Origin of the sequence: Streptomyces sp. NBC_00388 (genome assembly GCF_036061255.1) — a bacterium.
GTDB lineage: Bacteria > Actinomycetota > Actinomycetes > Streptomycetales > Streptomycetaceae > Streptomyces.
The window spans coordinates 6,082,723-6,109,117 of the sequence record NZ_CP107948.1 but is presented as its reverse complement, the minus strand read 5'-3'; the positions used below and the strand labels follow the sequence as shown (position 1 = coordinate 6,109,117).

Genomic DNA, 26,395 nt, shown 5'->3' with positions numbered 1-26,395 from the left:
GCGGGGCCTGACGCCGTGCCAGGGAGCGGCCCGGGGCCCGCCCCCTGGCGGCTCCGTCCCGGCGGCTCCGCCCGGCCGGGTACGGCAGCCCGCACCGGTGGGGTTCCACGCGGTACGGGAGCAGCCCGCGGGACCCGAGTCCGCACGCACCCTGCCCCTGCGGGCAGGGCCTGCCCCGCTTCACTCCGCCGCCGCTGCTCCGGTCTCCTCTGTCCGCCCGGCCAGCGCCGCGATCTGCGCGCGGGAGGAGAACCCGAGTTTGGCCAGGATGTGTTCGACATGGGCGTCGGCCGTGCGTTTGGAGATCACCAGCTGTTCGGAGATCTCCCGGTTCGTGAGCCCTTCGGAGACCAGTGCGGCGACCTGCCGCTCACGGCGGGTCAGCGTGTCGCCCTGAGCCGAGTCCTGCTGCCTGGGCAGGGGGGCGGCCGGGGTCTCGGCGTCCATGAGCGCCAGCTCGACGGCCCGGTCCAGCGGAAGTTCGGCGCCCAGTCCGAAGAGCCGGGCGAACTCCGTCTCCCCCAGCTCGGCGCGGACGGCGCTCTCCACCCGGGTGTGGTCGTCGAGGTAGACGGCGGCCCCCATCATCGGTGAGCCGACCCTGCGCCACAGCGCCCCCGCGGCGCCCAGCAGCCAGGCCGCCCTGCTGGGGGAGGCCAGTTCGGCGGCGCCCCAGGCCAGCAGCTCCAGGCTGTTCGCCGCGCCGAACATCTCGCGGACCTCCCGGCTGCGCTGCAGAGCGGAGCGGGCCAGCGCCACGCACTCGGCGGCATCCCCCCGCCCCCACGCGGCCATGGCCTCGACGACCAGGATCTGTCCCTTGATGATGCACTCGCCGCTCTCGTCGCCGAGCAGCAGCAGGGCCTTCTCGCACTCCTCGACCGCGGCGGCCGATTCGCGCAGCACCGCGTGCATATAGCCCTTCTGATAGTGGAAGACGACCAGCCCCAGCCGGTCGTTGATCCGGTGCTGGCGCGCCAGTGCGTCGTCGAGCAGCAGCTGGCCGCCCTCGGGGTCGCCGAGCAGCCAGCGGACACCGCCCGTGTAGCCGGTGGCGAGGGCCAGGTCGAGCTCCGAGCCCGCCTCGCCGGCCGCCTCGCGGGTCGCCTCGAATCCGGCGAGAGCCGGTTCGAGATCTCCCTGTACCAGGGCGAGAAGGCTGCGCCAGAGCATGGCGAGGGCCCGTTCGCGGCAGGGCTCCGGGTCGGCGTCGATGCCCTTGCCCAGCCAGTAGCGGCCCTCCTTGGAGAGCCCGGCCGTCACCCAGAAAGGCCAGAGCCTGGCCGCCATCTCCAGGCCGGGCCTGATGCCGTCGGGCCGGGAGAGCGAGTAGTCGAGTGCGCTCCGCAGGTCGGGCAGGTCCCGGTACAACTCCCAGTAGAGCGGCACCTGTTCGGAGGTGAGCACCGTGTCGTAGAAGTGCTGGACCCGGGCCAGGTAGTGGGTGCGGTGCAGAGCGCGGCAGCGTTCCTGCTCGCCGCCCAGAGCGGCGCAGCGGTCCGTGCCGTACTCCCTGATGGTGTCGAGCAGCCGGTAGCGGGAGCCGTCCGTGCTGTCCCGCAGCACTACCGACTTGTCGACCAGCCCGATGAGGTGTTCGAGGATCTCGTCCCGCGGAAGGCCGTCGCCCGAGCAGACCTCTTCGACGGCCGTCAGATCGAACGGCCCGGCGAACACCGAGAGCCGCGCCCAGAGCAGCCGTTCCTCGGCCGAACACAGGTCGTGGCTCCAGTCGATGGCGGTGCGCAGCGTCTGGTGGCGGGGCAGCGAGGCGCTCCGGCGTCCGCCGGTGAGCACCCGGAAACGGTGTTCGAGCCGGGCGGTCAGCTGATCGAGCGGGATGGCCCGGAGCCGTACGGTGGCCAGCTCGATGGCGAGCGGAATGCCGTCCAGACGGCGGCAGAGGGCCAGCACGTCCTGGTGGTTGCCGGCGTTGATCCGGAAGCCGGGCACCACCGCGGCCGCGCGCTGCTCGAAGAGTGTCGCCGCGTCGTCGCACCCCAGGGGCGGTACGGGCAGGGTGTGCTCACCCGGGACGTCCAGCGGCTGACGGCTGGTGGCCAGCACCGTCACCCCCGGCGCCTCGCGCAACAGCAGGTCGGCGAGGAACGCGCAGGCGTCGAGATGGTGTTCACAGGTGTCGAGGACGAGGAGCAGCCTGCACTCCTGGAGGTGCTCCATGACGACGTCCAGCAGGAGGCGCCCCGGCTGCTCGACCAGTCCGAGCGCGCCCGCCACGGCCTGGGGCAGCATCTCGGGGTCGTGCAGCGAGGAGAGCTCGGCCAGTACGACGCCGTCCGGGTAGTGCCCCTTGAGCGTGAGCGCCGCGCGCAGCGCCAGCCGGCTCTTGCCCACTCCCCCGGGGCCTACGAGGGTCACCAGCCTCGCCCGCGCCGCCAGCTCACGGATCCGGTCGAGCTCCGCGGAGCGGCCGACGAATCCGGTGACCTCCGCCGGCAGTTCACCGGTGCGCCGACTGTAACCGAGTGCCATATCGCCCCCGCCGCACTTGCTGAACGTCTCTGCGCACTCCGCGCCCCTCTGTCGCGCACCCCAGCGTACGGGGTGGACCACGGTCAGTGACACCGCGCGGGTGGCAGAGCCACCGGACGAGCGACCGCAGGGCGCCGTTTCCGCAAGGGCGTCCGATTCGTACAAGACCCCCGGCGCGGCGGCTGTCTACGGTGACGTCATGACCACACCACACCTGGACACCGCTCCCGCCGTTCGATTCGACGCGATCGGCCTGGTCGTCGCCGACATGGCCGCTTCGCTGGCCTTCTACCGCCGTCTCGGCGTGGACGTCCCGGCGGGATCCGACACCCTCCCGCACGCAGAGGCGGTGCTCCCCGGCGGGCTGCGAATCCTCTGGGACACCGAGGAGACAGTCCGGTCGTACGATCCGCGGTGGCGTCCGGCGCCGGGCGGCCGGACCGGGCTCTGTTTCGCCTGCGCGTCCCCCGCCGGGGTCGACGATCTGTACGCGGCCCTGGTCGGGGCGGGTCACCGCGGGCATCTGGAGCCCTGGGACGCGGTCTGGGGTCAGCGGTACGCGACGCTCCTCGATCCGGACGGCTGCGAGGTGTCGCTCTTCGCCGGTCTTCCCCGGGCCACCTCGTAGGCGCTGAGGGTCATACCGGCCAGATCCCGCATCTCACGGGCGAGATACGCCTGGTCGGTGCCGCCGGCGGACGCCGAGGCCCACGGCGTCCGCGCTGGCGGCCACGGAGCGCCCCGCCGCGAGTTGCGCGGCGACGGCTCCCGGCAGCGGTCCGGGCGCGGCGGTGACCTCCGCGCGGCGCAGGACGAGCCCCGATCGAGATCCGGAGGCTCCGGCGTGGGCGGACACACCGGCCGGGCCGTCCGGCGGTCGAACCGTCCTGTCGATGATCCCGGCGCCCTCAGTCCTGGTCGTGCGGGGTGTGCCTGTCCTCGGACTTCTTCGAGCGGAGGCGCGACGTGACGTCCTCGGGGGGCAGGAACTTCGACCAGCGCTCCGGGAATTCGGACGGCATGTCCGATCCGTCCTCGTCCGCCCCGGGGGCTCCGGCGCCCGGGTGTTCCGGGACGTGCGCCCCGCCCTCGGGGCGGGCGGTCTGCTGGAGGCGGAGGCGTTCGTTCGCCGCGCGGGCCGCAGCCGTCGCCACCGATGGCCAGATGCGGTCGATCGCGGCGTTGACCGCGGCGCCGACCAGCACGGCGAAGGCGGAGACACCGATCCAGAGCAGCACCGCGACGGGCGCGGCCAGCGAGCCGTAGATCGTCGGCCCCTCGACCGTGCTCGTGAGGTAGATGCGCAGCAGCAGACTCCCCAGGAACCACATGCCCAGCGCCACCAGGGCGCCCGGCACGTCCTCGATCCAGGGCGAGCGCACCGGTACCGAGACGTGGTAGAGCGTGGTGAGGAAGGCGATCGACAGCAGGATCACCACCGGCCAGTACAGGACCGAGATGAGCTGCTCACCGCCGGGCACGAACTGCACGACCCGGTCGGGGCCCGCCACCGCGAGCGGCAGCACCACCGCCCCGATCACCAGCGCGACGACGTACAGCACGATGGAGAGCAGCCGGGTCATGACGATGCCGCGCCTGCCGTCGAGTCCGTACATCACCGTGATGGTGTCGATGAAGACGTTCACCGCCCGCGATCCGGACCACAGGGCGAACGCGAAGCCGATGGACACGACATCGGGGCGCTTGCCGTGCGTGACGTTCTCCAGCAGGGGCTCGGCGAAGTCGTGGACGCCGCGGTCGGAGAGGACCGTGCTCGCCGCGTGCAGGATGTTCGTCTCCAGGCTGGCGACGGTGTGCGTGTCGGTCCAGCCGTCGACATAGCCGAGCAGGGCGATCAGGCTGAGCAGCAGCGGCGGCAGGGAGAGCAGCGTGAAGAACGCCGCCTCGGCCGCCAGACCCAGGATCCGGTACTCCATGCACGAGTTGACGGTGTCCTTGAGGAGCAACCACGCCATCCGGCGTTTGGAGACGTTGCGATAGAGGGCTCTGGCCCGACGGAGCAGACCTGAATGCCGCTCCCCTGTTTCATTTGCTGCCTGCACCTCCATACCGTAGCCCCATGGCACCGAGCACTCACACCGTGACCAACCAGCCTCCTCCCCTGGTGGGGCATGACGTCTTCACCACGGACCGGGTCCTGTCCGAGGCCGTGGACCGGCACACCGCACCGGACCTCGTCGGCGGTGTGCGGGAGGAGCTGGCCCTGCTGGGCCGCAGCGCCGGGTCCGCGCAGGCACAGGAGTGGGGCTTCCAGGCGAACGAGAACCCACCGCGGCTGCGCACCCACGACCGCTACGGGCACCGGATCGACGAGGTGGAGTTCCATCCCGCCTGGCACCGGCTGCTCGGCAAGGCCGTTTCGGCGGGACTGACGGACGCCTGGGGCAGGCCGGCCGGGCATGTGCGGCGGGCCGCCGGGTTCCTGGTGTGGTCGCAGGCCGAGGCGGGGCACAGCTGCCCGGTGTCGATGACGCATGCGGCGGTGCCCGCGCTGCGGGCCGATCCGGTGCTCGCCGCCGAGTGGGAGCCCCGGCTGACCTCGCACGTGTACGAGCGGGAGCTCGGTGCCCCGGGCAGCAAACCGGGCGCCCTGTTCGGGATGGCCATGACGGAGAAGCAGGGCGGCAGCGACGTCCGGGCCAACACGACCACCGCGGTCCCGGAGCCGGGTGACGACGGGGCCTATCTGCTCACCGGGCACAAGTGGTTCTGCTCGGCACCGATGTCCGACGGTTTCCTGGTGCTGGCACAGGCGCCGGAAGGACCCACCTGCTTCCTGGTGCCCCGGGTGTCCGCGGACGGGTCGCGCAACGTCTTCGCGATCCAGCGGCTCAAGGACAAGCTCGGCAACCGGTCCAACGCGTCGGCGGAGGTCGAGTTCGACGGCACCCGGGCCCGCCGGGTGGGCGATGAGGGCCGGGGGGTGCGCACCATCATCGAGATGGTGGCGGCGACCCGGCTCGACTGCGCGATCGGTTCCGCCGCGCTGATGCGCCAGGCGGTGGCCCAGGCGGTGCACCACGCCACGTACCGGCGGGCGTTCGGCGGTGAGCTGATCGGCAAACCGCTGATGCGCAACGTCCTGGCCGATCTGGCGCTGGAGTCGGAGGCGGCGACGACGCTGGCGATGCGGCTGGCCGCCGCGTACGACAGTGACACGGAGGAGGAACGGGCCTTCCTCCGGCTCGCGGTACCGGCCGCCAAGTACTGGGTGACGAAACGCTGCACGCCGGTGGTGGCGGAGGCCCTGGAATGCCTGGGCGGCAACGGGTACGTGGAGGAGTCCGGGCTGCCCCGGCTGCTGCGTGAGTCGCCGCTCAACTCCATCTGGGAGGGCTCGGGGAACGTACAGGCGCTCGATGTGCTGCGGGCTCTCCAGCGTGAGCCGCAGGCGCTCGACGCCTTCCTTCGGGAGGTCGGCCGGGCCCGTGGCGCCGACCACCGGCTGGACCGGGCCATCAGGGACCTCCTGACCGAACTCGCCGATCTGGAGGGCATCGAGGCCCGCGCCCGCCGGGTCGCCGAGCGCATCGCGCTGGTGCTGCAGGGATCGCTGCTGGTGCGCTGGGCGCCGCCCCAGGTCGCCGACGCGTTCTGCGCCTCGCGGCTCGGCGGTGACTGGGGTACGGCCTTCGGCACCCTGCCGCACACGCTGGATCTCGCGTCCGTCGTCGACCGGGCCCGGGCCGCCGGTTAGCGTGCGGGCCAGCCGGGGTCGATGCTGCGCCGACACGGCACCACCCCGGCTGGCCTCCCACCGTGGAACAACCGGCCGCGCTTACGCCAGGGTTGCAGACGGTTGCACGGGTTGTTCCGAGTCCGGGGCGGCCGGCCCACCGGAGATGCACCATGGGGCACCGCCCCGGACAGGGCCCCGGGCCCTGTCCGGCCCCAGCCGTCACGCATCACACTCGGGAGTACCCATGAGGACCGGAGCCCCCAGGACGGCTTACCCCACGACCGGGCACACCCGGGAGAGCGCCCGCACGCTGCACGGCATACGCGAGGCGGCGCTGTCGGGGGACCGCCCGGAGCTCGCCCCGCGGCCCGTCATCGGTGCGTCCTGGCAGCGGATGCTCCGGATCGGCCTCGACCCGGAGCGGGACACCAGCAGTGTGCTGCTGGGCGCGGAAGAGCTGGAGCACCGGCGCAGGTCCACCGCGCTCGGCGAGCTGCTGCCGACACTCAGCCGCGGACTCGCCTCGGTCGCCGACGCCTCGATGCAGGTCATGGTGGTCACCGACACCGAGGGCAGGGTGCTGTGGCGGGAGGGCAACCGGGCCGTCCTGCGCCGGGCCGAGGGCATCTGCCTGCAGGAGGGTGCGGCCTGGAGCGAGGGATCCACCGGCACCAACGCGGTGGGCACCGTCCTGGCCACGGGTCAGACCGTCCAGGTGCACTCCGCCGAGCACTTCGTCCGCACGCTGCAGGACTGGACCTGCGCCGCCGCCCCCGTGCAGGATCCGCGCGACGGGCGGATGCTCGGCGTCATCGATGTCAGCGGACCCGACTCCACCTTCCACCCGGCGATACTCCCCCTGGTGGACTCGGTGGCACGGCTGGCGGGCGCCGAGCTGCGCGACCGGCACCTCGACGCCGTCGAACGGCTGCGGTCGGTGGCCGCGCCGATCCTGAGCAGGGTGGGCGGCCGGGCCCTGGTGGTGGACGCGCACGGCTGGCCCGCCGCCGTGGCGGGGATGCCGCCGTCCGGCCGGCTTCCGCTGCCCAAGTCCTTCGGTGCGGGCCGTGTCTGGCTGCCCGCACTCGGTATGTGCGCGGTGGAGCCGCTCCCCGGGGGATGGCTGATCCGGCCCGACGGGGAGGGCCCAGGACCGCACGGCCCGGCCGGCGGGGCGGTGAGCCGGGTCGTCCTCGATCTGAGCGGGCACAGGCGCTGGTCGGTGACCGTGTCGGGGGCATCCGGCAGTTGGACCCAGGACCTGACGCCCCGCCACGCGGAGCTGCTGTACGTGCTGAGCATGCACCCCGGGGGCCGTACCGCTGCCGAGCTGGCGGATGACCTCTTCGGTGACCCGACGCGTACGGTGACGGTCCGCGCGGAGATGTCGCGGGTGCGCCGGGGCCTCGCCGAGGTGCTGGCACACCGCCCCTACCGCTTCGCCGAGGGGGTCGAGGTGGAGGTGAAGGGCCCGGCCGAACCGTCGGAGCTGCTCCCGCACTCGACGGCGCCCGCGGTACGCAGGTCCGTTCCGCGGCCCTGACCGTTCCACCGGCGCAGTCCCCGTGGCGCCGCCCTGTCCGCCACCGTCGCGGCCGTCCGCGGACACCCCGGATTGTCTCCCGACCAGGCATGTATTAGCTTAGGCGAGCCTAACCTAATGGGAATGGGGGTGACCGGTGAGCACCGAGGTGCACCGCGACCAGTGGGGCATTCCGCATCTGCGGGCGGACAACGCGCTGGCCCTGGCCCACGCACAGGGCCGCAACGCCGCGACGGACCGCGCCTGGCAGATCGAGACCGAGCGGCACCGGGCCCAGGGGACCACCGCCGCCTTCCTCGGCGCGGATGCCGTCGGCTGGGACCGCTTCGCCCGGCAGGCCAGGCTGGCGGACACCGCCAGGCGCTGCTACGCACACCTGGACGCGGAGACCGCGGAGTGGGTCGGCGCGTACACCGGGGGCGTCAACGCCGGGCTGGCCGAAGGGGCCCTCAACGCACCCGAGTTCGCCGCGACCGGCCTGGAGCCCGGCACCTGGCAGCCGTGGACGCCGCTGGCGGTCTGGCTCTCCACCCACATCCTCTTCGCCGGGTTCCCCGCCAAGCTGTGGCGCGACGCGGCAGCCCGCGTACTCGGCGAACGGGCCGCCGGCCTCTTCGCCACCGACGGGCCGCACTCATCGGGCAGCAACGGCTGGCTGGTCACCGGGGAGCGGACCGCGAGCGGCGCACCGATCCTCGCGGGCGACCCGCACCGCTTCATCGAGGCGCCCGGCGTCTACCAGCAGATCCACCTGTCCTGCCCGGAGTTCGACGTGGCGGGCCTCGCCGTGCCCGGCGTCCCGGGCATCGCGCACTTCGGGCACGCGTCGACGGTGGCCTGGTCGATCACCAACGCCATGGCCGACTACCAGGACCTCTACCGGGAACGCCTGCGGCGCACCGGCACCGCGGTGGAGGCCCTCGGGCCGGACGGGTGGGAGCCCGCCACGGCGCACACCGAGACCGTCGAGGTGGCCGGCGGCGAGCCGGTCGCGGTGGAGGTCGTCGAGACCCGGCGCGGCCCGGTCGTCATCGGCGGCCCCGGGGCCCCCTCGGCGATCAGCCTCCGGTACCCCCCGCGGGTGACCGGTGAACTCGGCTTCGAAGCGCTGCCGCTGCTGCTGCGCGCCCGTACGGCCGACGACGTGGACAAGGCCTTCGACCGGTGGGCCGAGCCGGTCAACGTCGTCCAGGCGGCGGACACCCGGGGCGGCCTGCTGCACCGGGTCGCCGGCGCCGTACCGGTGCGCGACCGGGAGAACGGAGTGCGGCCCGTCCCCGCCTGGGAAGCGCGGTACGCCTGGCGTGCCCCGCGCGCGCCGCTGCCGCGCGAGGCGGTCGAGGGGGTGGCGGTGATGGCCAACCAGCGGGAGCTCGCGGCCCCGCTCGGCGTCGAGTTCGCGTCCCCGCACCGGGCCCGGCGGATACGTGAGCTGCTCTCCGCGGCGGACGACTGGTCGGCGCCGGGGATGGCTGCGGTGCACATGGACGCCCGGCTGCCCGTGGAGCAGCCGCTGCTGGATCTGCTGGACGGGCTCGGCGACCCCGGGCCCGGCGTGACCGCCCTGCGGAAGCGGCTGGCCGGCTGGGACCGCAGGATGGACGCCAAGAGCACGCAGGCCGCCGCGTACGCCGCGCTCAGGGCGTCCGTGGTGCGGCGGCTGGCCGGGCACCCGGAGCTCGCCGCCCTGGCCGGGCCCGGGATGCTCGCGGACCGTCCCGAGATCTTCCACCCCTGGCTGGCGCTGGTCACCCGGGTCGCCTTCGCGGTGGACGGCCTGCTCGCGTCGGAGCTGCTGCCCGGGATCGACCGGGCGGCGGTCGTCAGGGCGGCAGCCGAGGAAACGGCGCTCCCGGACGTCCCGTGGGGCGACCTGCACCGGCTCGCCCCGTGGCAGGCGCTGCCCGACACCCCGGCCGTCGAATGGCCCGGCCTGTCGGGCGACCACGACTGCGTCCTGTCCACCTCCAGCGTGCCCGGACTCACCCATCGCACCACCCGCGCCCCCGCCGCCCGGTACGTCTGGGATCTGGCCCGTCGCGACGACAGCCTCTGGGCGGTCCCGCTCGGGGCGGCCGGATCGCCCGGCGACCCCCACCGGCTCGATCAGCTGCCGCTGTGGGCGAGCGGCGGGCTCGTCCCCGTGATCACCGACTGGAACCGGCTGAGGAGCTCCATGACCACCGTGCACGAGCAGCAGATCGACGGATTCGGGACGGTCCGGATCAGCCCGGTCGACCCGCGGCGCGACAGCGCCCTGATCCACCGCTGGGTCGGCCAGGAGCGCGCCCGCTTCTGGGGCATGGGCGACGCGAGTGCCGAGGACGTCCTGGAGACCTACACCTACCTGGACTCGCTGACCACCCACCACGCCTACCTGCTGTACCGCGACGGTGAACCGGTGGCGCTCTTCCAGAGCTACGAGCCGGAGGCCGATCCGGTCGGCGAGTGCTACGACGTCCTCCCCGGCGACCACGGGATCCATCTGCTGATCGGCCCGGCCGGCGGCAGGCCCGAGCACGGCTTCACCACCACGCTGCTGAGCGTGTTCCTGCGCTTCGTCCTCGCGGACCCCGCCAGGCAGCGCATCGTCGTCGAGCCGGACGTCCGCAACCAGAAGGTGATCGACCGGCTGCAGGGCTTCGGCTTCGAACTCGGCCCGGAGATCGAGAAGCCCGAGAAGCGGGCCCGGCTGGCCTTTCTGCGCCGGGGGACCGCGGGGCTGCTGTGAGCGGCAGCGCCGCCCCGTGATTCGCTGGCCCCATGAGCAGCGTCGAGACGGTCACCGTGACCACCTGGTACCTGGAGCAGACCTCCCCCGCCGATCTCCGCCCGGCCGCCGAGCCCGGCGAGGGCATCCGGATCGTCCGGGCCGAGGTCCCGTCCCCCGAGTTCAGCAGGTACCTCTACGCCTCCGTGGGCGCGGACATCCGCTGGACCGACCGGCTCGCGATGCCGTACGCCCAGTGGCAGGAGCTGCTGGCCCGGCCGGGGACCGAGACCTGGGTGGCGTACGACCGGGGCACCCCGGCCGGTTTCGTGGAGCTATACGCGCACGGCGACGGGGCCGTGGAGATCATGTACTTCGGGCTGATCCCGGCCTTCAGGGGACGGCGCATCGGCGGTCACCTGCTCACGCACGGCGTGCGCCGTGCCTGGGATCTCGCCGACCGCACCCCCGGACTCGCCGCGACCGGACGCGTCTGGCTGCACACCTGCAGCAAGGACGGCGCCCACGCGATGGACAACTACCTGAGCCGCGGATTCCGGCTCTTCAGGACCGAGACCGCGGAGGAAGCGGATGTGCCGACTCCGGGCCCTTGGCCCGGTGCCGCCGGATGACCCCCGGCGAGTGACGGACACCACATCGTCCCACGATGCGGGACCATCCCGTCCATATTTTGGATAGCAGTGGACTGGCGCGAGATCGCCGTGACACGCTTCCGTCATGTCTGGAACTGGAATTGCCTTGGTGAGTCGACGCCACGTCGATCTCTGCCGCATGTCCAGCGCCATCTGTCCGGCGCGCTGATCTCCACCAGCCACGCCGTTATCCCGCCGTCCCCGTCGTAGCGGACGAGCGAAGCCCCCCGCTGGGTCCAGCATTCCCAACGCCACCGTGCCCTGCCCTGAACAGGCAGGTCACAGGGGTTCCTTCCGCTTGATCGACCGCCCCTTGAGCCGCCACAGAAGGACGAAGCATCATGGCCGCCAGCTCTGAAACGCCCCCGCCAGCCACGCCCCGACGCAAGGTGAGCCGTCACCGTGGCGAAGGCCAGTGGGCCAAGGGCCACTTCACCCCGCTGAACGGCAATGAGCAGACCAAGAAGGACGACGACGGTCTCAATGTGCGGACACGCATTGAGACGATCTACTCCAAGCGCGGCTTCGACTCGATCGACGGCGGCGATCTGCGCGGCCGGATGCGCTGGTGGGGTCTCTACACCCAGCGCAGGGAAGGGATCGACGGCGGCAAGACCGCGATCCTGGAACCGGAGGAGCTGGACGCCGAGTTCTTCATGATGCGGGTACGCATCGACGGCGGCCGGCTCACCACCGGGCAGCTCCGCGTGATCGGTGAGATCTCTCAGGAGTTCGCCCGCGGCACCGCGGACCTCACCGACCGGCAGAACATCCAGTTCCACTGGATCCGGATCGAGGACGTCCCGGAGATCTGGCGGCGGCTGGAGGAAGTCGGCCTCTCGACCACCGAGGCCTGCGGTGACACCCCCCGCACCATCCTCGGCTCCCCGGTGGCGGGCGTCGCCGAGAACGAGATCATCGACGGCACCTGGGCCATCGACGAGATCAACCGGCGCTTCATCGGCAACCCGGCGTTCTCCAACCTGCCCCGGAAGTTCAAGACCGCGATCTCCGGCTCCCCGCAGCTCGATGTGGCGCACGAGATCAACGACATCGCGTTCGTCGGCGTCGACCACCCCGGGAACGGCCCCGGTTTCGACCTCTGGGTCGGTGGCGGGCTCTCCACCAACCCCAAGCTCGGTGTCCGGCTCGGCGCCTGGGTGCCGCTGGACGAGGTGCCCGACGTCTTCGAGGGTGTCATCTCGATCTTCCGCGACTACGGCTACCGCCGGCTGCGCACCCGCGCCCGGCTGAAGTTCCTCGTCGCCGACTGGGGCCCGGAGAAGTTCCGGCAGATCCTGGAGGACGAGTACCTCGGGCGGAAGCTGACCGACGGGCCCGCGCCCGAGCAGCCCGCAGACGTCTGGCGTGACCACCTCGGGGTGCACAAGCAGCAGGACGGCCGCTTCTACGTCGGCTTCGCGCCCCGCGTCGGACGCGTGGACGGCGCCACCCTGACGAAGATCGCCGAGGTGGCCGAGGCCCATGGCTCCGGCCGGCTGCGGACCACCACCGAGCAGAAGATGATCGTGCTGGACATCGAGGAGGCGCAGCTCGACCCGGTGGTCTCCGCCCTCGAAGCGCTCGATCTCAAGGTGAACGCCTCGCCCTTCCGCCGCTCCACCATGGCCTGCACCGGCATCGAGTACTGCAAGCTGGCGATCGTCGAGACCAAGGCGCGCGGCGCCTCGCTCATCGACGAACTGGAGCGCCGGATACCCGAGTTCGACGAACCGATCACGATCAACATCAACGGCTGCCCGAACGCCTGCGCCCGGATCCAGGTCGCCGACATCGGCCTCAAGGGCCAGCTGATGCTGGACGGCGACGGCAACCAGGTCGAGGGCTTCCAGGTCCACCTGGGCGGCGCGCTGGGCCTGGAGGCGGGGTTCGGCCGCAAGGTCCGCGGGCTGAAGGTCACTTCGGACGAGCTGCCCGACTACGTCGAGCGGGTACTGAAGAACTTCCGGGCCGAGCGGGAGGACGGCGAGCGGTTCGCGGCCTGGGCCGCGCGCGCGGACGCGGAGTCCCTCTCATGAGCGAGCGAGCGGCGCCCTTCTTCTGCCCGTACTGCGGCGACGAGGACCTGCGCCCCCACGAGGCAGGACACGGCGCCTGGGAGTGCGCTGCGTGCAACCGCGCTTTCCAGCTGAAGTTCCTCGGGCTGCTGGCCCGCGGGCTCCAGCCGAACAAGACCAACGGCGTTGAAGGGGACGGGATATGACCGGCACTCCGGAGACCGGGGATCCGAAGGCCCTCGCCGAGCGCGCGGGCCGCGAACTGGAGGACGCGTCGCCCCTGGAGATACTCCGCTGGGCGGCCGGCACCTTCGGCGAGCGCTTCTGTGTGACCTCCTCCATGGAGGACGCGGTCGTCGCCCATCTGGCGTCCCGCGCCTTCCCGGGCGTCGACGTCGTCTTCCTCGACACCGGCTACCACTTCCCGGAGACCATCGGCACCCGCGACGCCGTCGGGGCCGTGATGGACGTCAACGTCATCACGCTGCTGCCCTGGCAGACCGTCGCCGAGCAGGACGCCGAGTACGGCCCGAAGCTGCACGACCGCGACCCCGACCTGTGCTGCGCCCTGCGCAAGGTCAAGCCGCTTGAGGACGGGCTGAAGAACTACGCGGCCTGGGCGACCGGCCTGCGCCGCGACGAGTCCCCCACCCGGGCGGGCACGCCCGTCGTCGGCTGGGACGAGAAGCGCCAGAAGGTCAAGATCTCGCCGATCGCCCGCTGGACGCAGGACGACGTGGACGCGTACGTCGCCGAGCACGGCGTCCTCACCAACCCGCTGCTGACGGACGGTTACCCGTCCATCGGCTGCGCCCCCTGCACCCGGCGGGTCGCGGAGGGCGAGGACGCCCGCGCCGGCCGCTGGGCCGGCCGGAACAAGACCGAGTGCGGGCTGCACGGCTGATGACGAAGGATCAGGAGAACGAGATGACGACGGACCAGGGAGCCACTGTCTGGCTCACCGGTCTGCCGAGCGCGGGCAAGACCACCATCGCCCGTGAACTCGCGGACACCCTCCGCGGCGAGGGTCACCGCGTGGAGGTGCTCGACGGGGACGAGATCCGCGAGTTCCTCTCGGCGGGCCTCGGCTTCAGCCGCGAGGACCGGCACACCAACGTGCAGCGGATCGGCTTCGTCGCCGAACTGCTGGCGTCCAACGGCGTGAAGGCGCTGGTGCCGGTCATCGCGCCGTTCGCGGACAGCCGCGATGCGGTGCGCAAGCGGCACGCGAGCACCGGCACCGCGTATCTGGAGGTGCATGTCGCGACACCGGTCGAGGTCTGCTCCGTGCGCGATGTGAAGGGCCTGTACGCCAGGCAGGCGGCGGGCGAGATCTCCGGTCTCACCGGGGTGGACGACCCCTACGAGGCGCCCGAGACCCCTGACCTGCGCATCGAGTCGCACACCCAGACCGTGCAGGAGTCCGCAGCCGCGCTGTACGCGCTGCTCACCGAGAGGGGCCTGGCCCGATGACGACCGCAGCCACTGTCACCGAAGGCACCGACAGCCCGTTCGCCCTGAGCCACCTGGACGCCCTGGAGTCCGAGGCCGTCCACATCTTCCGCGAGGTCGCGGGCGAGTTCGAGCGGCCGGTGATCCTCTTCTCCGGCGGCAAGGACTCCATCGTCATGCTGCATCTGGCGCTGAAGGCCTTCGCCCCGGCCGCCGTGCCATTCTCGCTGCTGCACGTCGACACCGGGCACAACTTCCCCGAGGTGCTGGCCTACCGCGACAGCGTGGTGGCCGAGCACGGGCTGCGGCTCCACGTGGCCTCCGTCCAGGAGTACATCGACGCGGGGAAGCTCCGTGAGCGGCCCGACGGGCTGCGCAACCCGCTCCAGACGGTCCCGCTGACCGAGGGCATCCAGCAGCACCGCTTCGACGCGGTGTTCGGCGGCGGGCGCCGCGACGAGGAGAAGGCGCGCGCCAAGGAGCGGGTCTTCTCGCTGCGCGACGAGTTCTCCCAGTGGGACCCGCGCCGCCAGCGCCCCGAGCTGTGGCAGCTGTACAACGGCCGCCACGCCCCCGGTGAGCACGTCCGGGTCTTCCCGCTCTCCAACTGGACCGAGCTGGACGTCTGGCAGTACATCGAGCGGGAGCAGATCGCCCTCCCGGAGATCTACTTCGCGCACGAGCGTGAGGTGTTCAAGCGCTCCGGCATGTGGCTGACCCCCGGCGAGTGGGGCGGTGCCAAGGAGTCCGAGACCGTCGAGACCCGCCTGGTGCGCTACCGCACCGTCGGCGACATGTCCTGCACGGGCGCGGTCGACTCCGACGCCACCACGCTCGACGCCGTGATCACCGAGATCGCCGCGTCCCGGCTGACCGAGCGGGGCGCGACCCGCGCCGACGACAAGGTGTCCGAGGCCGCGATGGAAGACCGCAAGCGTGAGGGGTACTTCTAAATGACCACATCGACCACCCGGACGGCCGAGCACCTGTCGGCCACCACGCTGCTGCGATTCGCCACCGCAGGCTCCGTCGACGACGGCAAGTCCACCCTGGTGGGGCGGCTGCTGCACGACTCCAAGTCGATCTTCACGGATCAGCTGGAGGCCGTCGAGCAGGCCTCGATGAGCCGCGGCCAGGACACCCCCGACCTGGCGCTGCTGACCGACGGCCTGCGCGCCGAACGCGAGCAGGGCATCACCATCGATGTCGCCTACCGCTACTTCGCCACCCCCCGGCGCCGGTTCATCCTCGCGGACACCCCGGGCCATGTGCAGTACACCCGGAACATGGTGACCGGGGCCTCCACCGCCGAGCTCGCCGTGGTGCTGGTCGACGCCCGCAACGGGGTGGTCGAGCAGACCCGCCGCCATGCCGCCGTCGCCGCGCTGCTGCGCGTGCCGCATGTCGTACTCGCCGTGAACAAGATGGACCTGGTCGACTACGCCGAGCCGGTGTTCGCGGCCATCGCCGAGGAGTTCACCGCGTACGCCGCCTCGCTCGGCGTCCCGGAGATCACCGCGATCCCGATATCGGCCCTGGCGGGTGACAACGTGGTGGAGCCCTCCGCCCACATGGACTGGTACGGCGGTCCGACCGTCCTGGAACACCTGGAGACGGTCCCCTCCAGCCACGACCTCACCGGCTGCAAGGCGCGCTTCCCCGTGCAGTACGTCATCCGCCCGCAGACCGCCGAGCACCCCGACTACCGCGGCTACGCGGGCCAGATCGCCTCGGGCGCGCTGCGGGTCGGCGAGGCGGTCACGGTGCTGCCGTCGGGCCGTACGTCGACGATCGCGGGGATCGACGTCCTGGGGCAGAGCGCGGACGTCGCGTGGGCCCCGCAGTCGGTGACCGTACGGCTCGCCGACGACCTCGATGTCTCCCGCGGCGATCTGATCGCCCCGACCGCGCACGCGCCGGTGCCCACCCAGGACGTCCTGGCGACGGTCTGCCACGTGGCCGACTCGGCGCTCGTGGTGGGCCAGCGGGTGCTCCTCAAGCACACCACCCGCACGGTCAAGGCGATCGTCAAGGACATCCCGTCCCGGCTCACCCTGGACGACCTGTCCCAGCACCCGGCGCCCGGCCGGCTGGTCGCCAACGACATCGGCAGGGTGGTGATCCGCACCGCCGAGCCGCTGGCGCTCGACGCGTACGCGGACTCCCGGCGCACCGGCTCCTTCCTGCTGATCGACCCGGCCGACGGCACCACACTGGCCGCGGGGATGGCGGGCGATGCCTTCGCCGTCACGGCACAGAGCGCGGCGGAGGCGGCGGAGGCCGCACCGGACGAAGCCGGGTGGGACTTCTAGTCATGGCAGTCGACATCTACGCGACCTTCGCGAAGGAGGGCGGCCGCATCGGCAGCGGCGCCCTCGGCAGTGGTCAGGGCGGGGTCTCGCGATGTGTGTGAAGGCGTACGCGCACTGCCTGCGCGCCCGGAAGCTCCACTCGCCGCGTCCGACCCGGCGAAGACCTGGAAGAACAGCCGACCGCCCGGCGGCGTCCTGAGGGACGTCCGCACCGGGCCACCGAGAGGAAACCCTCCCGTGCCTGCCAATCTCCCCCTGCGCCGCAGCCTCGCGGCTGCCGCCGCCCTTCCGCTGCTGGCCGTGGCGCTCAGCGCCTGCGGCTACGGATCGGCCAAGTCCGAGGACGATCCGGGGAAGTCCGGGGTCGCGGCGGGGGCCAAGAAGCTCTCCGCCGACTCGGTGAAGATCGGCTACTTCCCGAATCTCACCCATGCCACCGCTCTCGTCGGTGACCAGCAGGGGATATTCCAGAAGGAGCTGGGCGGCACCCGGCTCAAGACGTCCACCTTCAACGCCGGGCCGTCCGAGATCGAGGCGCTCAACTCCGGCTCGATCGACATCGGCTGGATCGGCCCGTCCCCTGCCATCAACGGTTACACCAAGTCCCAGGGCAAGAGCCTGCGCATCATCGGCGGCTCCGCGTCCGGCGGTGTCAAGCTGGTGGTGAACCCGAAGAAGATCAAGTCCCTGAACGACGTCAAGGGCAAGAAGATCGCCACCCCGCAGCTCGGCAACACCCAGGATGTGGCGTTCCTCAACTGGATCGCGAGCAAGGGCTGGAAGACCGACGCCACCAGCGGCAAGGGAGATGTCTCCGTCGTCCGCACGGACAACAAGGTGACACCGGACGCCTATGCCTCCGGCTCCATCGACGGGGCGTGGGTGCCGGAGCCGACCGCTTCCAAGCTGGTCCAGCAGGGCGGCAAGGTACTGCTCGACGAGAGCGACCTGTGGCCGCAGAAGAAGTTCGTGATCACGAACATCATCGTGTCGCAGAAGTTCCTCAAGGAGCACCCTGACGTCGTCGAGGCCGTGCTGCGCGGCTCGGTGAAGACCAACGCGTGGATCAAGGGCCACCCGGACGCGGCGAAGGCGTCGGCCAACGCCGCGCTGAAGAAGCTGTCGGGCAAGGCGCTGCCCGCCGATGTGCTCGACCCGGCGTGGAAGTCCATCCAGACCACGGACGACCCGCTCGCCTCGACGCTCAGCACCGAGGCCTCGCACGCGGTCAAGGCGGGCCTGCTGGAGAAGCCGGACCTCAAGGGCATCTACGACCTGCGGCCGCTCAACAAGGTACTGAAGGCGGCAGGCAGCCCGGCCGTCCCCGACGCCGGTCTCGGCGTCAAGTAAGCCCGGATCCAGACCCGTTCCCAGGAGGTGACGACCATGGCCACAGCACTCGCCAAGGCCGATGACGGGACCGCTGTCACGCACGCGGCCCGTATCGGCCACGTATCGAAGTCCTTCGGCGGACCCGCCGGGCAGCTCGTTCTCGACGACATCACCCTCGACGTCGCGCCGGGTGAGTTCGTCACCCTCCTGGGGGCGTCCGGCTGCGGCAAGTCCACCCTGCTCAATCTGGTGGCCGGACTCGACGCGCCGTCGTCGGGGTCCATCACGACCCCGGGCGGGCGGCCCGCGCTGATGTTCCAGGAGCACGCGCTGTTCCCGTGGCTGACCGCGGGCAAGAACATCGAACTTGCCCTGCGGCTGCGGGGCGTGCCCAAGGCGGACCGCAGGACCGAGGCGGAGCGCCTGCTCGCCCTGGTGCGGCTGGAGGGCGCGTACGCCAAGCGGGTGCACGAGCTGTCCGGCGGTATGCGCCAGCGGGTCGCGCTGGCGCGCGCGCTGGCGCAGGACAGCCAGCTGCTGCTGATGGACGAGCCGTTCGCCGCGCTCGACGCCATCACCCGCGATGTGCTGCACGACGAACTGACCAGGATCTGGCGGGAGACGAACGTCTCCGTCCTGTTCGTCACCCACAACGTGCGCGAGGCGGTGCGGCTCGCCGAGCGGGTGGTGCTGCTCTCCTCGCGCCCGGGCCGGGTGGCGCACGAGTGGACGGTCGACATTCCGCATCCGCGCCGGATCGAGGACTCCGCGGTGGCGGAGCTCTCGGTGGAGATCACTGAACAACTGCGTGGGGAGATCCGCCGACATGGCCAACACTGACGTCAGGACGGACGAGCTGGCCGGCCTGGAAGCAGGCCTGGACGCGCTCGACACCGTACGGGTCGACCGGGTCCCGGTCCGCCAGGTGCTGGTGGGCAAGGTACTGCCACCGGTGGTGGCCGTGGTGCTGGTGCTGGTCGTCTGGCAGATCCTCATCTGGGCGAAGGTCACCGACAGCTACAAGCTCCCCTCGCCCGGCCAGGTCTGGGGCGAGGTGTCCGACGCCTGGGAGCAGGGCACCCTGCTCGGCTACATCTGGACGAGCGTCTCGCGCGGTCTCCTGGGCTTCCTGCTGGCACTGGTGATCGGCACCCCGCTGGGGCTGCTCGTGGCGCGGGTGAAGTTCGTCCGTGCGGCGATCGGCCCGATCCTCTCCGGCCTGCAGTCCCTGCCGTCCGTCGCCTGGGTGCCGCCCGCGGTGATCTGGCTGGGGCTCAACGACACGATGATGTACGCGGTCATCCTGCTGGGCGCCGTCCCCTCGATCGCCAACGGCCTGGTCTCGGGCATCGACCAGGTACCGCCGCTCTATCTGCGGGCCGGCCGTACGCTCGGCGCCTCGGGTCTGCGGGGCACCTGGCATGTGGTGCTGCCCGCGTCGCTGCCGGGATATCTGGCGGGCCTGAAGCAGGGCTGGGCGTTCTCCTGGCGGTCGCTGATGGCCGCGGAGATCATCGCGTCCTCGCCCGATCTGGGCATAGGGCTCGGCCAGTTGCTGGAGCAGGGCCGGGAGACCAGCAGCATGTCGATGGTGTTCCTGGCCATCTTCCTGATCCTCATCGTCGGGATCGCCATCGACCTGCTCATCTTCAGCCCCCTGGAGCGGCGTGTGCTGCGCAGCCGCGGCTTGCTGGTCAGGAGCTGAAGCGGGATGCACGACCACCGCCCGGTGCTCCTCGTCGTCGCGCACGGCAGCCGTGACCCCCGGCATGCCGCGACCGTCCACGCGCTCGTCGAGCGGGTGCGGTCGCTGCGTCCCGGGGTGCGGGTGGAGACCGGATTCCTGGACTTCGCCGCGCCGTCGGTCCCCCGGATGCTGGAGCGTCTGGCGTCGGACGGCGTCCGGGAGGTGGTGGCGGCTCCGCTGCTGCTGACCCGCGCGTACCACGCGAAGTGGGACATCCCGGGGGTGCTCCGTGGTGCCCCGGCCGGGATGCGGGTGCGCCAGGCCGATGTGCTGGGCCCGTCCCCGCTGCTGCTGACCGCGCTGGAACGGCGGTTGTACGAGGCGGGGCTCGCCCCGTCACGGAAGCGCTCGACGGGGCTCGTCCTGGCCTCGGCGGGCTCATCGGACCCGGAGGCGATCGCAGTGATCGCTGAAATGGCGCGGGAGCTGCGGCACACCGGTTGGTGCGCCGTGCGGCCTGCGTTCGCCTCCGCTGCTCTGCCCCGTACCGAGGACGCGGTACGGGAGCTGCGGGCATCCGGCGTCGGCCGTGTCGCGGTGGCGCCCTGTGTGATCGCTCCGGGCCGGCTGCCGGACCGTATCGAGGCCGGGGCCCGCGCGGCCGGCGCCGATGTACTCGCCGGTGTGCTGGGCCCCTGCGGTGAGCTGGCCCGGCTGCTGGTGACCAGGTACGACGAGGCGCTGGTCGCCGGGCCTGCGGCCCTGAGCGCCTGACCCGGCCGGCCCGGCCCCGGCCCCGGCCGACAGCGTCGCGGTCGGCCGGAGTCGGGGCTGCCGGTGCGCGTGCGCTTCAGCTCGAAGGAGTCCCGGCATCCGGCGAGCACCCGGACGCTGTCGAAGATCCGGGCGGCCTCCTCAGCACCTGGCCCCCGTGCTCCTGAGCAGCCGCGGCGGCCACCGCACCGGTCCCATCGACTTGTCGACCAGCTCCCGGTACCAGCCGGGGAGTTCGTTGCCCTCGTTGTGCAGACAGAGGCTCATCCCCCGGAAGCGGACGTCGATGTCACGGTGCTGCTCGACTTCGAGGGTCCAGCGTGAGGTGATCCAGGCGAAGGGGCAGGCGGGGTCGGAGCAGAAGTCGAGAGTCGTCATACGGACGAGGCCAGGACCGCGATGGCGTGCTCCGGTGGGCCACTTGAGGATCGATTCCGCGGGCCACTGCGGTGCCCTCCCGGCGCGGCCCGACGGCCTTGTCCCGCTCCCCGGTGCGCTCTGTGATCGCTCGCCGGTTCAGTACCGCTCCGCGTCGGCGACCATGGCGGCCAGCTCCGCCGCCGGGAGGGAGCCCGCGGGCCTGCGCTCCCGCGCGAAGATGCCGGCCACCCGCTGGAGGACGTCGTTGACCGGGGTCGGGACCCCGTGCACCCGCCCCAGCAGGGCGATCTCGCCGTTGAGGAAGTCGGCCTCGACCGTGCCGGTGCCCCGGCTGAGGCTCTGCCACGAGGAGCCGCCGCCACGCTGCTGCCCGAGTGGCTGCTGGGCGATCTTGTCGCCGCGCGTCCGCTGCTGCTCATCGGGGCTCGCGGCGTCGATCCCGGCCGCCGCGTAGACGGCGAGGCCCTCCTCGTTCGCCCGCCTGAGGAGTACGGCAGCGGGACCGGCGGGGTCGGCGGCGCCGGTCCCGCAGACCGCCTCCAGCGAATTGGCCAAGTTCGAGAGGAGTTTGGCGTACTTCCAGCGCATCACGTCCGTGGTGACCGGCGCCTCGAACGGCGCCTTCTCCAGGTCCGCCGAGATCTGCCGGGCGGTGCTGTCCGCACCCGACGGATAACGGCCGATGTGCAGCATCCCGCTGAGCGGGGAGCCGGCGGCGGCGACGGACCCCGGCTCCAGGAAGGTCGCGGGCAGCCAGACGCACATGCCGTACACCCGGCGGAAGCGGCGCAGCGCGAGGCGTTCACTCTCCACGCCGTTCTGCGCGCAGACCAGCGGCAGCGCCTCGGCGGCCGTCGCACCGGTGCCGGCCACCGGGCGCGGGCCCCAGGCGTCGAGGGCCGCGACGCTGTCCTGGGTCTTCACCGTCAGGACCAGAACGTCGTCGGCGCGCAGCTCCACCGCTCCGGGGCCATCGGCGACCGGCAGCGCGAGGGTGCGGACACCCTCCGGGGTCTCGAACCGCAGTCCGCCGTCCCGCAGGGCTTCGTAGTGCGCCCCGCGGGCCACCAGGACCACCTCGCTGCCACTCTCCGACAGCCGGCCGCCGATGGTGCCGCCGACGGCACCCGCCCCGATGATGATGTAGCGCATACGGAGACTCTGGCACAGCGGATGAGCGCCGGTCCATGATCCGTGACACCTTTCCTGCGCCGGCCACGGACCGCCCGGCCGGGCTGGACAGGGGCGGCACGGGGCAGCGCCGGGCGGCCATCGGGCACACCGCGGCAGGAAGGTAGGATCCGTTCCACCGGCCAGGCCACACTTGCCCGCCGGCCCCTCTGAGCAGGCCCTCTCCCCGACCGGGACCGCCTCGGTGCAGAACGGCTCCGCACTCATCGGTCGCCGCCCGCCGTGCCGGCACCAGGGGCCGGACCGGCGTGACTGCTGCACCGCTCCCCCGTTCGGCCGCCGGCATCCGGCACCGGTCCTCCCGGCTGCCCGGACGGGAACACCGCCGCGGCGCGGCTGCGCCCGGCCGGGACAGAGAAGAAGGAGCTGAACGACCTGTGAGCACCGTCGTGATCCGTGCGGACGACGTCGATTTCGTACGGGACGGGAACCTGCTGCTGGACTCCGTATCGCTGACCGTGCACAGCGGGGAGCACTGGGCCCTGCTCGGCGCCAACGGCGCGGGCAAGTCGACCCTGCTCGGGCTGCTGGGCGCGGTGACGCACCCCACCCGGGGCACGGTGGAGATCCTGGGACGGACCCTGGGCCGGGTGGACCTGCGGGAGCTCCGTTCCCATCTGGGTCACATCAACCCGCGCCATCCGCTGCACTCGCCGCTGCGGGTCCGCGACGTCGTCCTGACCGGTCTCACCAACTCCATCGAGCCGGTGCCGCGCTGGTCGCCGACGGAGGAGCAGGTCCGGCGGGCCGACCGGCTGCTGACCATGCTCGGCATGGGCGGCGAGAAGGCCGGGGCGCGGTGGCCGACGCTCTCGCAGGGCGAGCGCGGGCGGACCCTCATCGCCCGGGCGCTGATGCCGAGTCCGCGTCTCGTCCTGCTCGACGAACCGGCCACCGGACTCGATCTGGCCGCCCGCGAGCAGCTGCTGACCAGCCTGGACGAGCTGCGCGCCGAGCATCCGGAGCTGGCCACGATCCTGGTCACCCACCACCTGGAGGAGCTGCCCGCGTCCACGACCCACGCGATGCTGCTGCGCGACGGCGCGTGCCTGGGCTCGGGCTCCGCCGATGAGGTGCTCACCACCGATCAGGTCAGCAAGTGCTTCGACCACCCGGTGCGGATCACCCGCACGGACGGCCGGTGGGCGGCTCGTTCGGAACGGGCCGCCCGGCGATGACGACGGGCGGCAGGCGAGCTCAGCCGCCCGTCATCTCCGCGAGTCTGAGCACCGTGTTCCAGTTGCGGGAGGTGCCGGTGACGCCCTTGTTCACGGCGGGCCTGTTCAGGGCCACCGCGAGCTTGGAGCGTCCGAGCCCGTCCGGTGCGTAGAGGTAGAGCGCCCGGTCCCCGAGCCTGAACTCCTCGGGCAGGTACGCCTGCTGGTCGATGGCGGCGAACCGCCCGGCGTCCACCGGACCCGAGAAATAGGTGACGTGCAGCTGCTTGCCCTGGAGCCCCGCGGCCGGGAACGGGCATCCGTCAGTCACCGCCCGCAGATAGGCCGCGCCGCGGACGAGGCAGTCCACCGTGAACCCGAAGCGGGCCACGATGGCCTCCTCCACTCCGGCGGCCAGCTGGTCCTCGTCGCGGGTCTCGCTGCTGAAGACGGCGTTCCCGCTGTTCAGGTAGGTGCGGACGTCGCCGTGACCGAGTCCGGTGAGCAGCTCCCTGAGGTCCGCCATGGGGACCTTCCTGTTGCCGCCCACGTTGATCCCGCGCAGCAGCACCGCGTATGTGGTCGTCATGGGTCGAACTTAGACCGCGCGCCGCCCGGCTCCGGCCACCGCGGGGGCCCTGCCGCCAGGGCTACCGCGCGGGGAGTTCCTCCTCGATGAGGTCGGCAGCCCGCCGGGCGCCGCCTTCCTCAGCCATCCCGGCGCCGATACGCGCGAGCCGCCGGGCGACCTCCGGGTCACCGGCCAGGGTGAGCACCGCTTCACGCAGGGCCGCCGCGGTGGCGTCGGCCATCGGGATGTGCCGGGCCACCCCCAGCGACTGGAGCATGTCCGCGTTGGAGAACTGGTCCACGGCGTGCGGCACCGCGACCATCGGTGTCGCGGTGGCCAGCCCCTCCTGGCTGCCGCCCGCGCCCGCGTGGGTGATGAAGGCGTCGGCCTGCCGGAGCACGGCGAGCTGCGGGACCCAGCGCGCCACCTCGAAGTTGGCCGGGATCCGGCCCAGTTCCGGCATCCCGACGTACTTGCCGATCTGCAGCACCACATGCCAGCCGGGCAGATCCCCGAAGGCCGCGATGCACTCACGGTAGAAGGCCGGCTCTTTGGTGAAGGCCGAACCGAGCGAGACGAGCAGCACCTTTTCGGCGCCCGCGGGGCGCTGCCAGCCGCCCTGGTCCTCGCGGTCGCCCTGGCAGGCGCCGACGAAGGTGTACGTGGTGTCGTCCACCCGGTCACCGTGGGGCTGCATCACGCGCGGGATGAGGACGATGCTCCGGCGGGGGTGACCGACGAACGCGTCGGGGTGCCCGTCGATGCCGTTCTCCTCCAGCCACGCGCGGAACCGCGCGTAGTAGGCCCGGCCCCGCTCGGTCGCCATGAGCCGGGCGGTCATCGGCTCGCCGACCTCTTCCTCGGCCCCCTGCCAGGCGACCAGGTTCGGGGAGAGCGAGATGGCGGGGACGCCCCAGCGGCGGGCCAGCACCTTCGCCGGGTAGGAGGTGATGTCGTGCAGGACCATGTCGGGTACGCCCGCCCCGCCCGGCCCTTCGTGCGCCTCGGTCAGGTGCGGCAGCGCGGCGATGGCGTCGTGGAGGAAGAGTTCGACGTTGTCGATCATCTCGGTGCCCCAGCCCCCGGGGTCTTCATCGGTGGGCAGGGTCGACGGGTAGAGGACGGGTTCGGCGCCGGTCTCCGCGACCTTTCCTGCGAAGGACGCCGGGATCGCGTAGGTGACGCGGTGGCCGCGGGCGACGAGCTCCCGGATCACTTCGAGGCCGGGGTTCACGTGCCCGGCCGCAGCGATCGAGAACATGGCGATATGTGCAGGCTTCGGGGAGGTCATGCCGCGACGGTAAACGAGACGATACGTCTCGTGCAACTAGATTCCCCGGGGCTCCCGGCCGCCATCGGATGTCCGGCGCTGCCCGCACGGATGCGAAACTTGGCGCGTTCCATCGAGAGCGGGAGACACCACATGGACGAGTCATCGGCACGGGACATCCTGCGGGCGGCCGGTCTGGCCCCGGATGCGGAGCTGCTGGCACTGGGCGAGAACGCGGTCTTCGCGGCCGGCGGGCTCGTCGTCAAGGTGGGCAGGGCGCCGGAGCTGCTGCAGCGGGCGGAGCGCGAGGTGTCCGTGGCGGGCTGGCTCGCGGAGGCAGGCATCCCCGCGGTGCGCGCGGCCGAACCGTCACCCCGGCTGGTCGACGGCCACCCGGTCACGCTCTGGCACCGGCTGCCGGAGGCGGTACGGCCCGCGGGACCGGAGGACCTCGCGACGCTGCTCCGTTCCGTCCACGCCCTGCCCGCCCCGGCCTTCGCCCTTCCCGGGCGTGAGCTCCTGGGCGGGGTCGAGCGCTGGCTGCGGCTCGCCGGGGACGCCGTCGACCCGGCGGACGCGGAGTACCTCCGCGAGCGCCGCGACGGCTTCGCCTCCGCGGCGGCAGCGCTGACCCCCCGTCTGACACCGGGGCCGCTGCACGGCGACGCGCTCCCGCGCAACGTCCATGTCACCCCGGACGGGCCGGTCCTGGTCGACCTGGAGACCTTCTCGTCGGATCTGCGGGAACACGATCTGGTCGTCATGGCTCTCTCCCGCGACCGCTACGGGCTGCCCGCGGAGGCGTACGGCTCCTTCGTCCGCGCCTACGGCTGGGACGTACGCGAGTGGGAGGGATGCACGGTCCTGCGCGGCGCCCGCGAGACGGCGAGTTGCGCCTGGGTCGCCCAGCACGCCCCGTCGAACCCCCGGGCGCTCGACGAGTTCCGCCGCAGGGTGGCATCGCTGCGGGAGAACGACCCGGCGGTGCGGTGGTATCCGTTCTAGACCCGGTCGCCGCGCACCGCGCCCGCCCGGCACGGCCGGCCGCACGCATCGCCGGGCATGAGTACCGGCAGGGCGGTCCGATGTCCCCCGCCGGGACCGGCTCATGAGAGCCCGTCAGCCGACACCGGCCTGCCGGGCCGGCCTGG

General features: G+C 72.1%; 23 protein-coding genes and 1 pseudogene. 18 read left to right on the top strand and 6 right to left on the bottom strand.

Going from position 1 to position 26,395, the window contains the following annotated elements:
• Window positions 1–180: 180 nt before the first annotated feature.
• Complete coding sequence (locus OG917_RS27215; protein WP_328320519.1) at window positions 181–2,493, bottom strand: ATP-binding protein; 2,313 nt, start codon at window positions 2,491–2,493, stop codon at window positions 181–183.
• 199 nt (window positions 2,494–2,692) lie between these two features.
• Between OG917_RS27215 and OG917_RS27210 the strand changes: the two genes are divergently transcribed.
• A complete protein-coding gene (locus tag OG917_RS27210; protein ID WP_328320517.1) occupies window positions 2,693–3,121 on the top strand; it encodes a VOC family protein in 429 nt (142 codons plus the stop codon).
• A 280-nt stretch (window positions 3,122–3,401) separates the two neighbouring features.
• Here the strand turns inward: OG917_RS27210 and OG917_RS27205 are convergent, their stop codons facing one another.
• On the bottom strand, window positions 3,402–4,556 hold the full coding sequence (locus tag OG917_RS27205; protein ID WP_328320515.1) for a YihY/virulence factor BrkB family protein: 1,155 nt from the start codon (window positions 4,554–4,556) through the stop codon (window positions 3,402–3,404).
• A gap of 17 nt (window positions 4,557–4,573) precedes the next feature.
• Here OG917_RS27205 and OG917_RS27200 point away from each other — a divergent pair, with 17 nt between their 5' ends.
• From OG917_RS27200 to OG917_RS27130, 15 genes are all read left to right on the top strand, one after another.
• A complete protein-coding gene (locus OG917_RS27200) occupies window positions 4,574–6,211 on the top strand; it encodes an acyl-CoA dehydrogenase family protein (protein ID WP_328320513.1) in 1,638 nt (545 codons plus the stop codon).
• 226 nt (window positions 6,212–6,437) lie between these two features.
• Window positions 6,438–7,736, top strand: coding sequence for a helix-turn-helix domain-containing protein (locus tag OG917_RS27195; protein WP_328320511.1), 1,299 nt, complete (start codon window positions 6,438–6,440; stop codon window positions 7,734–7,736).
• A gap of 136 nt (window positions 7,737–7,872) precedes the next feature.
• Complete coding sequence (locus OG917_RS27190) at window positions 7,873–10,467, top strand: GNAT family N-acetyltransferase (protein WP_328320509.1); 2,595 nt, start codon at window positions 7,873–7,875, stop codon at window positions 10,465–10,467.
• Window positions 10,468–10,499: 32 nt separating this feature from the next.
• Complete coding sequence (locus OG917_RS27185; RefSeq protein WP_328320507.1) at window positions 10,500–11,078, top strand: GNAT family N-acetyltransferase; 579 nt, start codon at window positions 10,500–10,502, stop codon at window positions 11,076–11,078.
• A 106-nt stretch (window positions 11,079–11,184) separates the two neighbouring features.
• Entirely contained in the window at window positions 11,185–11,268 is an 84-nt protein-coding gene (locus tag OG917_RS27180) for a putative leader peptide (RefSeq protein WP_317824784.1), read from the top strand.
• Window positions 11,269–11,440: 172 nt separating this feature from the next.
• On the top strand, window positions 11,441–13,138 hold the full coding sequence (locus OG917_RS27175) for a nitrite/sulfite reductase (RefSeq protein ID WP_328320505.1): 1,698 nt from the start codon (window positions 11,441–11,443) through the stop codon (window positions 13,136–13,138).
• Entirely contained in the window at window positions 13,135–13,323 is a 189-nt protein-coding gene (locus OG917_RS27170) for a hypothetical protein (RefSeq protein ID WP_328320503.1), read from the top strand. The genes OG917_RS27175 and OG917_RS27170 overlap by 4 nt, the downstream gene beginning before the upstream one ends.
• Complete coding sequence (locus OG917_RS27165; protein WP_328320501.1) at window positions 13,320–14,021, top strand: phosphoadenylyl-sulfate reductase; 702 nt, start codon at window positions 13,320–13,322, stop codon at window positions 14,019–14,021. Before OG917_RS27170 ends, OG917_RS27165 begins: the two co-directional genes overlap by 4 nt.
• The gene (gene cysC / locus OG917_RS27160; protein ID WP_328320499.1) at window positions 14,021–14,590 is read left to right on the top strand and encodes an adenylyl-sulfate kinase; all 570 of its coding nucleotides are present in this window, start codon (window positions 14,021–14,023) and stop codon (window positions 14,588–14,590) included. The genes OG917_RS27165 and cysC overlap by 1 nt, the downstream gene beginning before the upstream one ends.
• Entirely contained in the window at window positions 14,587–15,522 is a 936-nt protein-coding gene (cysD, locus tag OG917_RS27155) for a sulfate adenylyltransferase subunit CysD (RefSeq protein WP_328320497.1), read from the top strand. The genes cysC and cysD overlap by 4 nt, the downstream gene beginning before the upstream one ends.
• Window positions 15,523–16,881 carry a sulfate adenylyltransferase subunit 1 gene (locus OG917_RS27150; RefSeq protein ID WP_328320495.1) on the top strand — a complete coding sequence of 453 codons (1,359 nt, stop codon included), beginning with the start codon at window positions 15,523–15,525 and terminating at the stop codon, window positions 16,879–16,881.
• Between the two features lie 237 nt (window positions 16,882–17,118).
• The gene (locus OG917_RS27145) at window positions 17,119–18,231 is read left to right on the top strand and encodes an ABC transporter substrate-binding protein (RefSeq protein ID WP_328320493.1); all 1,113 of its coding nucleotides are present in this window, start codon (window positions 17,119–17,121) and stop codon (window positions 18,229–18,231) included.
• A 36-nt stretch (window positions 18,232–18,267) separates the two neighbouring features.
• Window positions 18,268–19,053: an ABC transporter ATP-binding protein gene (locus tag OG917_RS27140; protein ID WP_328320491.1), complete on the top strand. Its 786-nt coding sequence runs from the start codon at window positions 18,268–18,270 to the stop codon at window positions 19,051–19,053.
• Complete coding sequence (locus OG917_RS27135) at window positions 19,040–19,918, top strand: ABC transporter permease (RefSeq protein WP_328320489.1); 879 nt, start codon at window positions 19,040–19,042, stop codon at window positions 19,916–19,918. The genes OG917_RS27140 and OG917_RS27135 overlap by 14 nt, the downstream gene beginning before the upstream one ends.
• A gap of 6 nt (window positions 19,919–19,924) precedes the next feature.
• A complete protein-coding gene (locus OG917_RS27130; protein WP_328320487.1) occupies window positions 19,925–20,674 on the top strand; it encodes a sirohydrochlorin chelatase in 750 nt (249 codons plus the stop codon).
• 139 nt (window positions 20,675–20,813) lie between these two features.
• Here OG917_RS27130 and OG917_RS27125 read toward each other — a convergent pair.
• Together OG917_RS27125 and OG917_RS27120 are read right to left on the bottom strand one after the other, a co-directional pair.
• Window positions 20,814–21,052: pseudogene (locus OG917_RS27125) on the bottom strand (mycothiol-dependent nitroreductase Rv2466c family protein); the annotation flags it as partial.
• A gap of 138 nt (window positions 21,053–21,190) precedes the next feature.
• Window positions 21,191–22,207: a ketopantoate reductase family protein gene (locus OG917_RS27120; RefSeq protein ID WP_328320485.1), complete on the bottom strand. Its 1,017-nt coding sequence runs from the start codon at window positions 22,205–22,207 to the stop codon at window positions 21,191–21,193.
• A 416-nt stretch (window positions 22,208–22,623) separates the two neighbouring features.
• Here OG917_RS27120 and OG917_RS27115 point away from each other — a divergent pair, with 416 nt between their 5' ends.
• Window positions 22,624–23,424 carry an ABC transporter ATP-binding protein gene (locus tag OG917_RS27115; RefSeq protein ID WP_328320483.1) on the top strand — a complete coding sequence of 267 codons (801 nt, stop codon included), beginning with the start codon at window positions 22,624–22,626 and terminating at the stop codon, window positions 23,422–23,424.
• Window positions 23,425–23,443: 19 nt separating this feature from the next.
• On the opposite strand, the gene OG917_RS27110 is transcribed toward OG917_RS27115, so the two are convergent.
• Window positions 23,444–23,992: a DUF1697 domain-containing protein gene (locus OG917_RS27110; protein WP_328320481.1), complete on the bottom strand. Its 549-nt coding sequence runs from the start codon at window positions 23,990–23,992 to the stop codon at window positions 23,444–23,446.
• 61 nt (window positions 23,993–24,053) lie between these two features.
• Complete coding sequence (mgt, locus tag OG917_RS27105) at window positions 24,054–25,265, bottom strand: macrolide-inactivating glycosyltransferase (protein WP_328320479.1); 1,212 nt, start codon at window positions 25,263–25,265, stop codon at window positions 24,054–24,056.
• A gap of 132 nt (window positions 25,266–25,397) precedes the next feature.
• On the opposite strand from mgt, the gene OG917_RS27100 reads away from it, so the two are divergent.
• The gene (locus OG917_RS27100) at window positions 25,398–26,249 is read left to right on the top strand and encodes a phosphotransferase enzyme family protein (RefSeq protein ID WP_328320477.1); all 852 of its coding nucleotides are present in this window, start codon (window positions 25,398–25,400) and stop codon (window positions 26,247–26,249) included.
• Window positions 26,250–26,395: the final 146 nt, after the last annotated feature.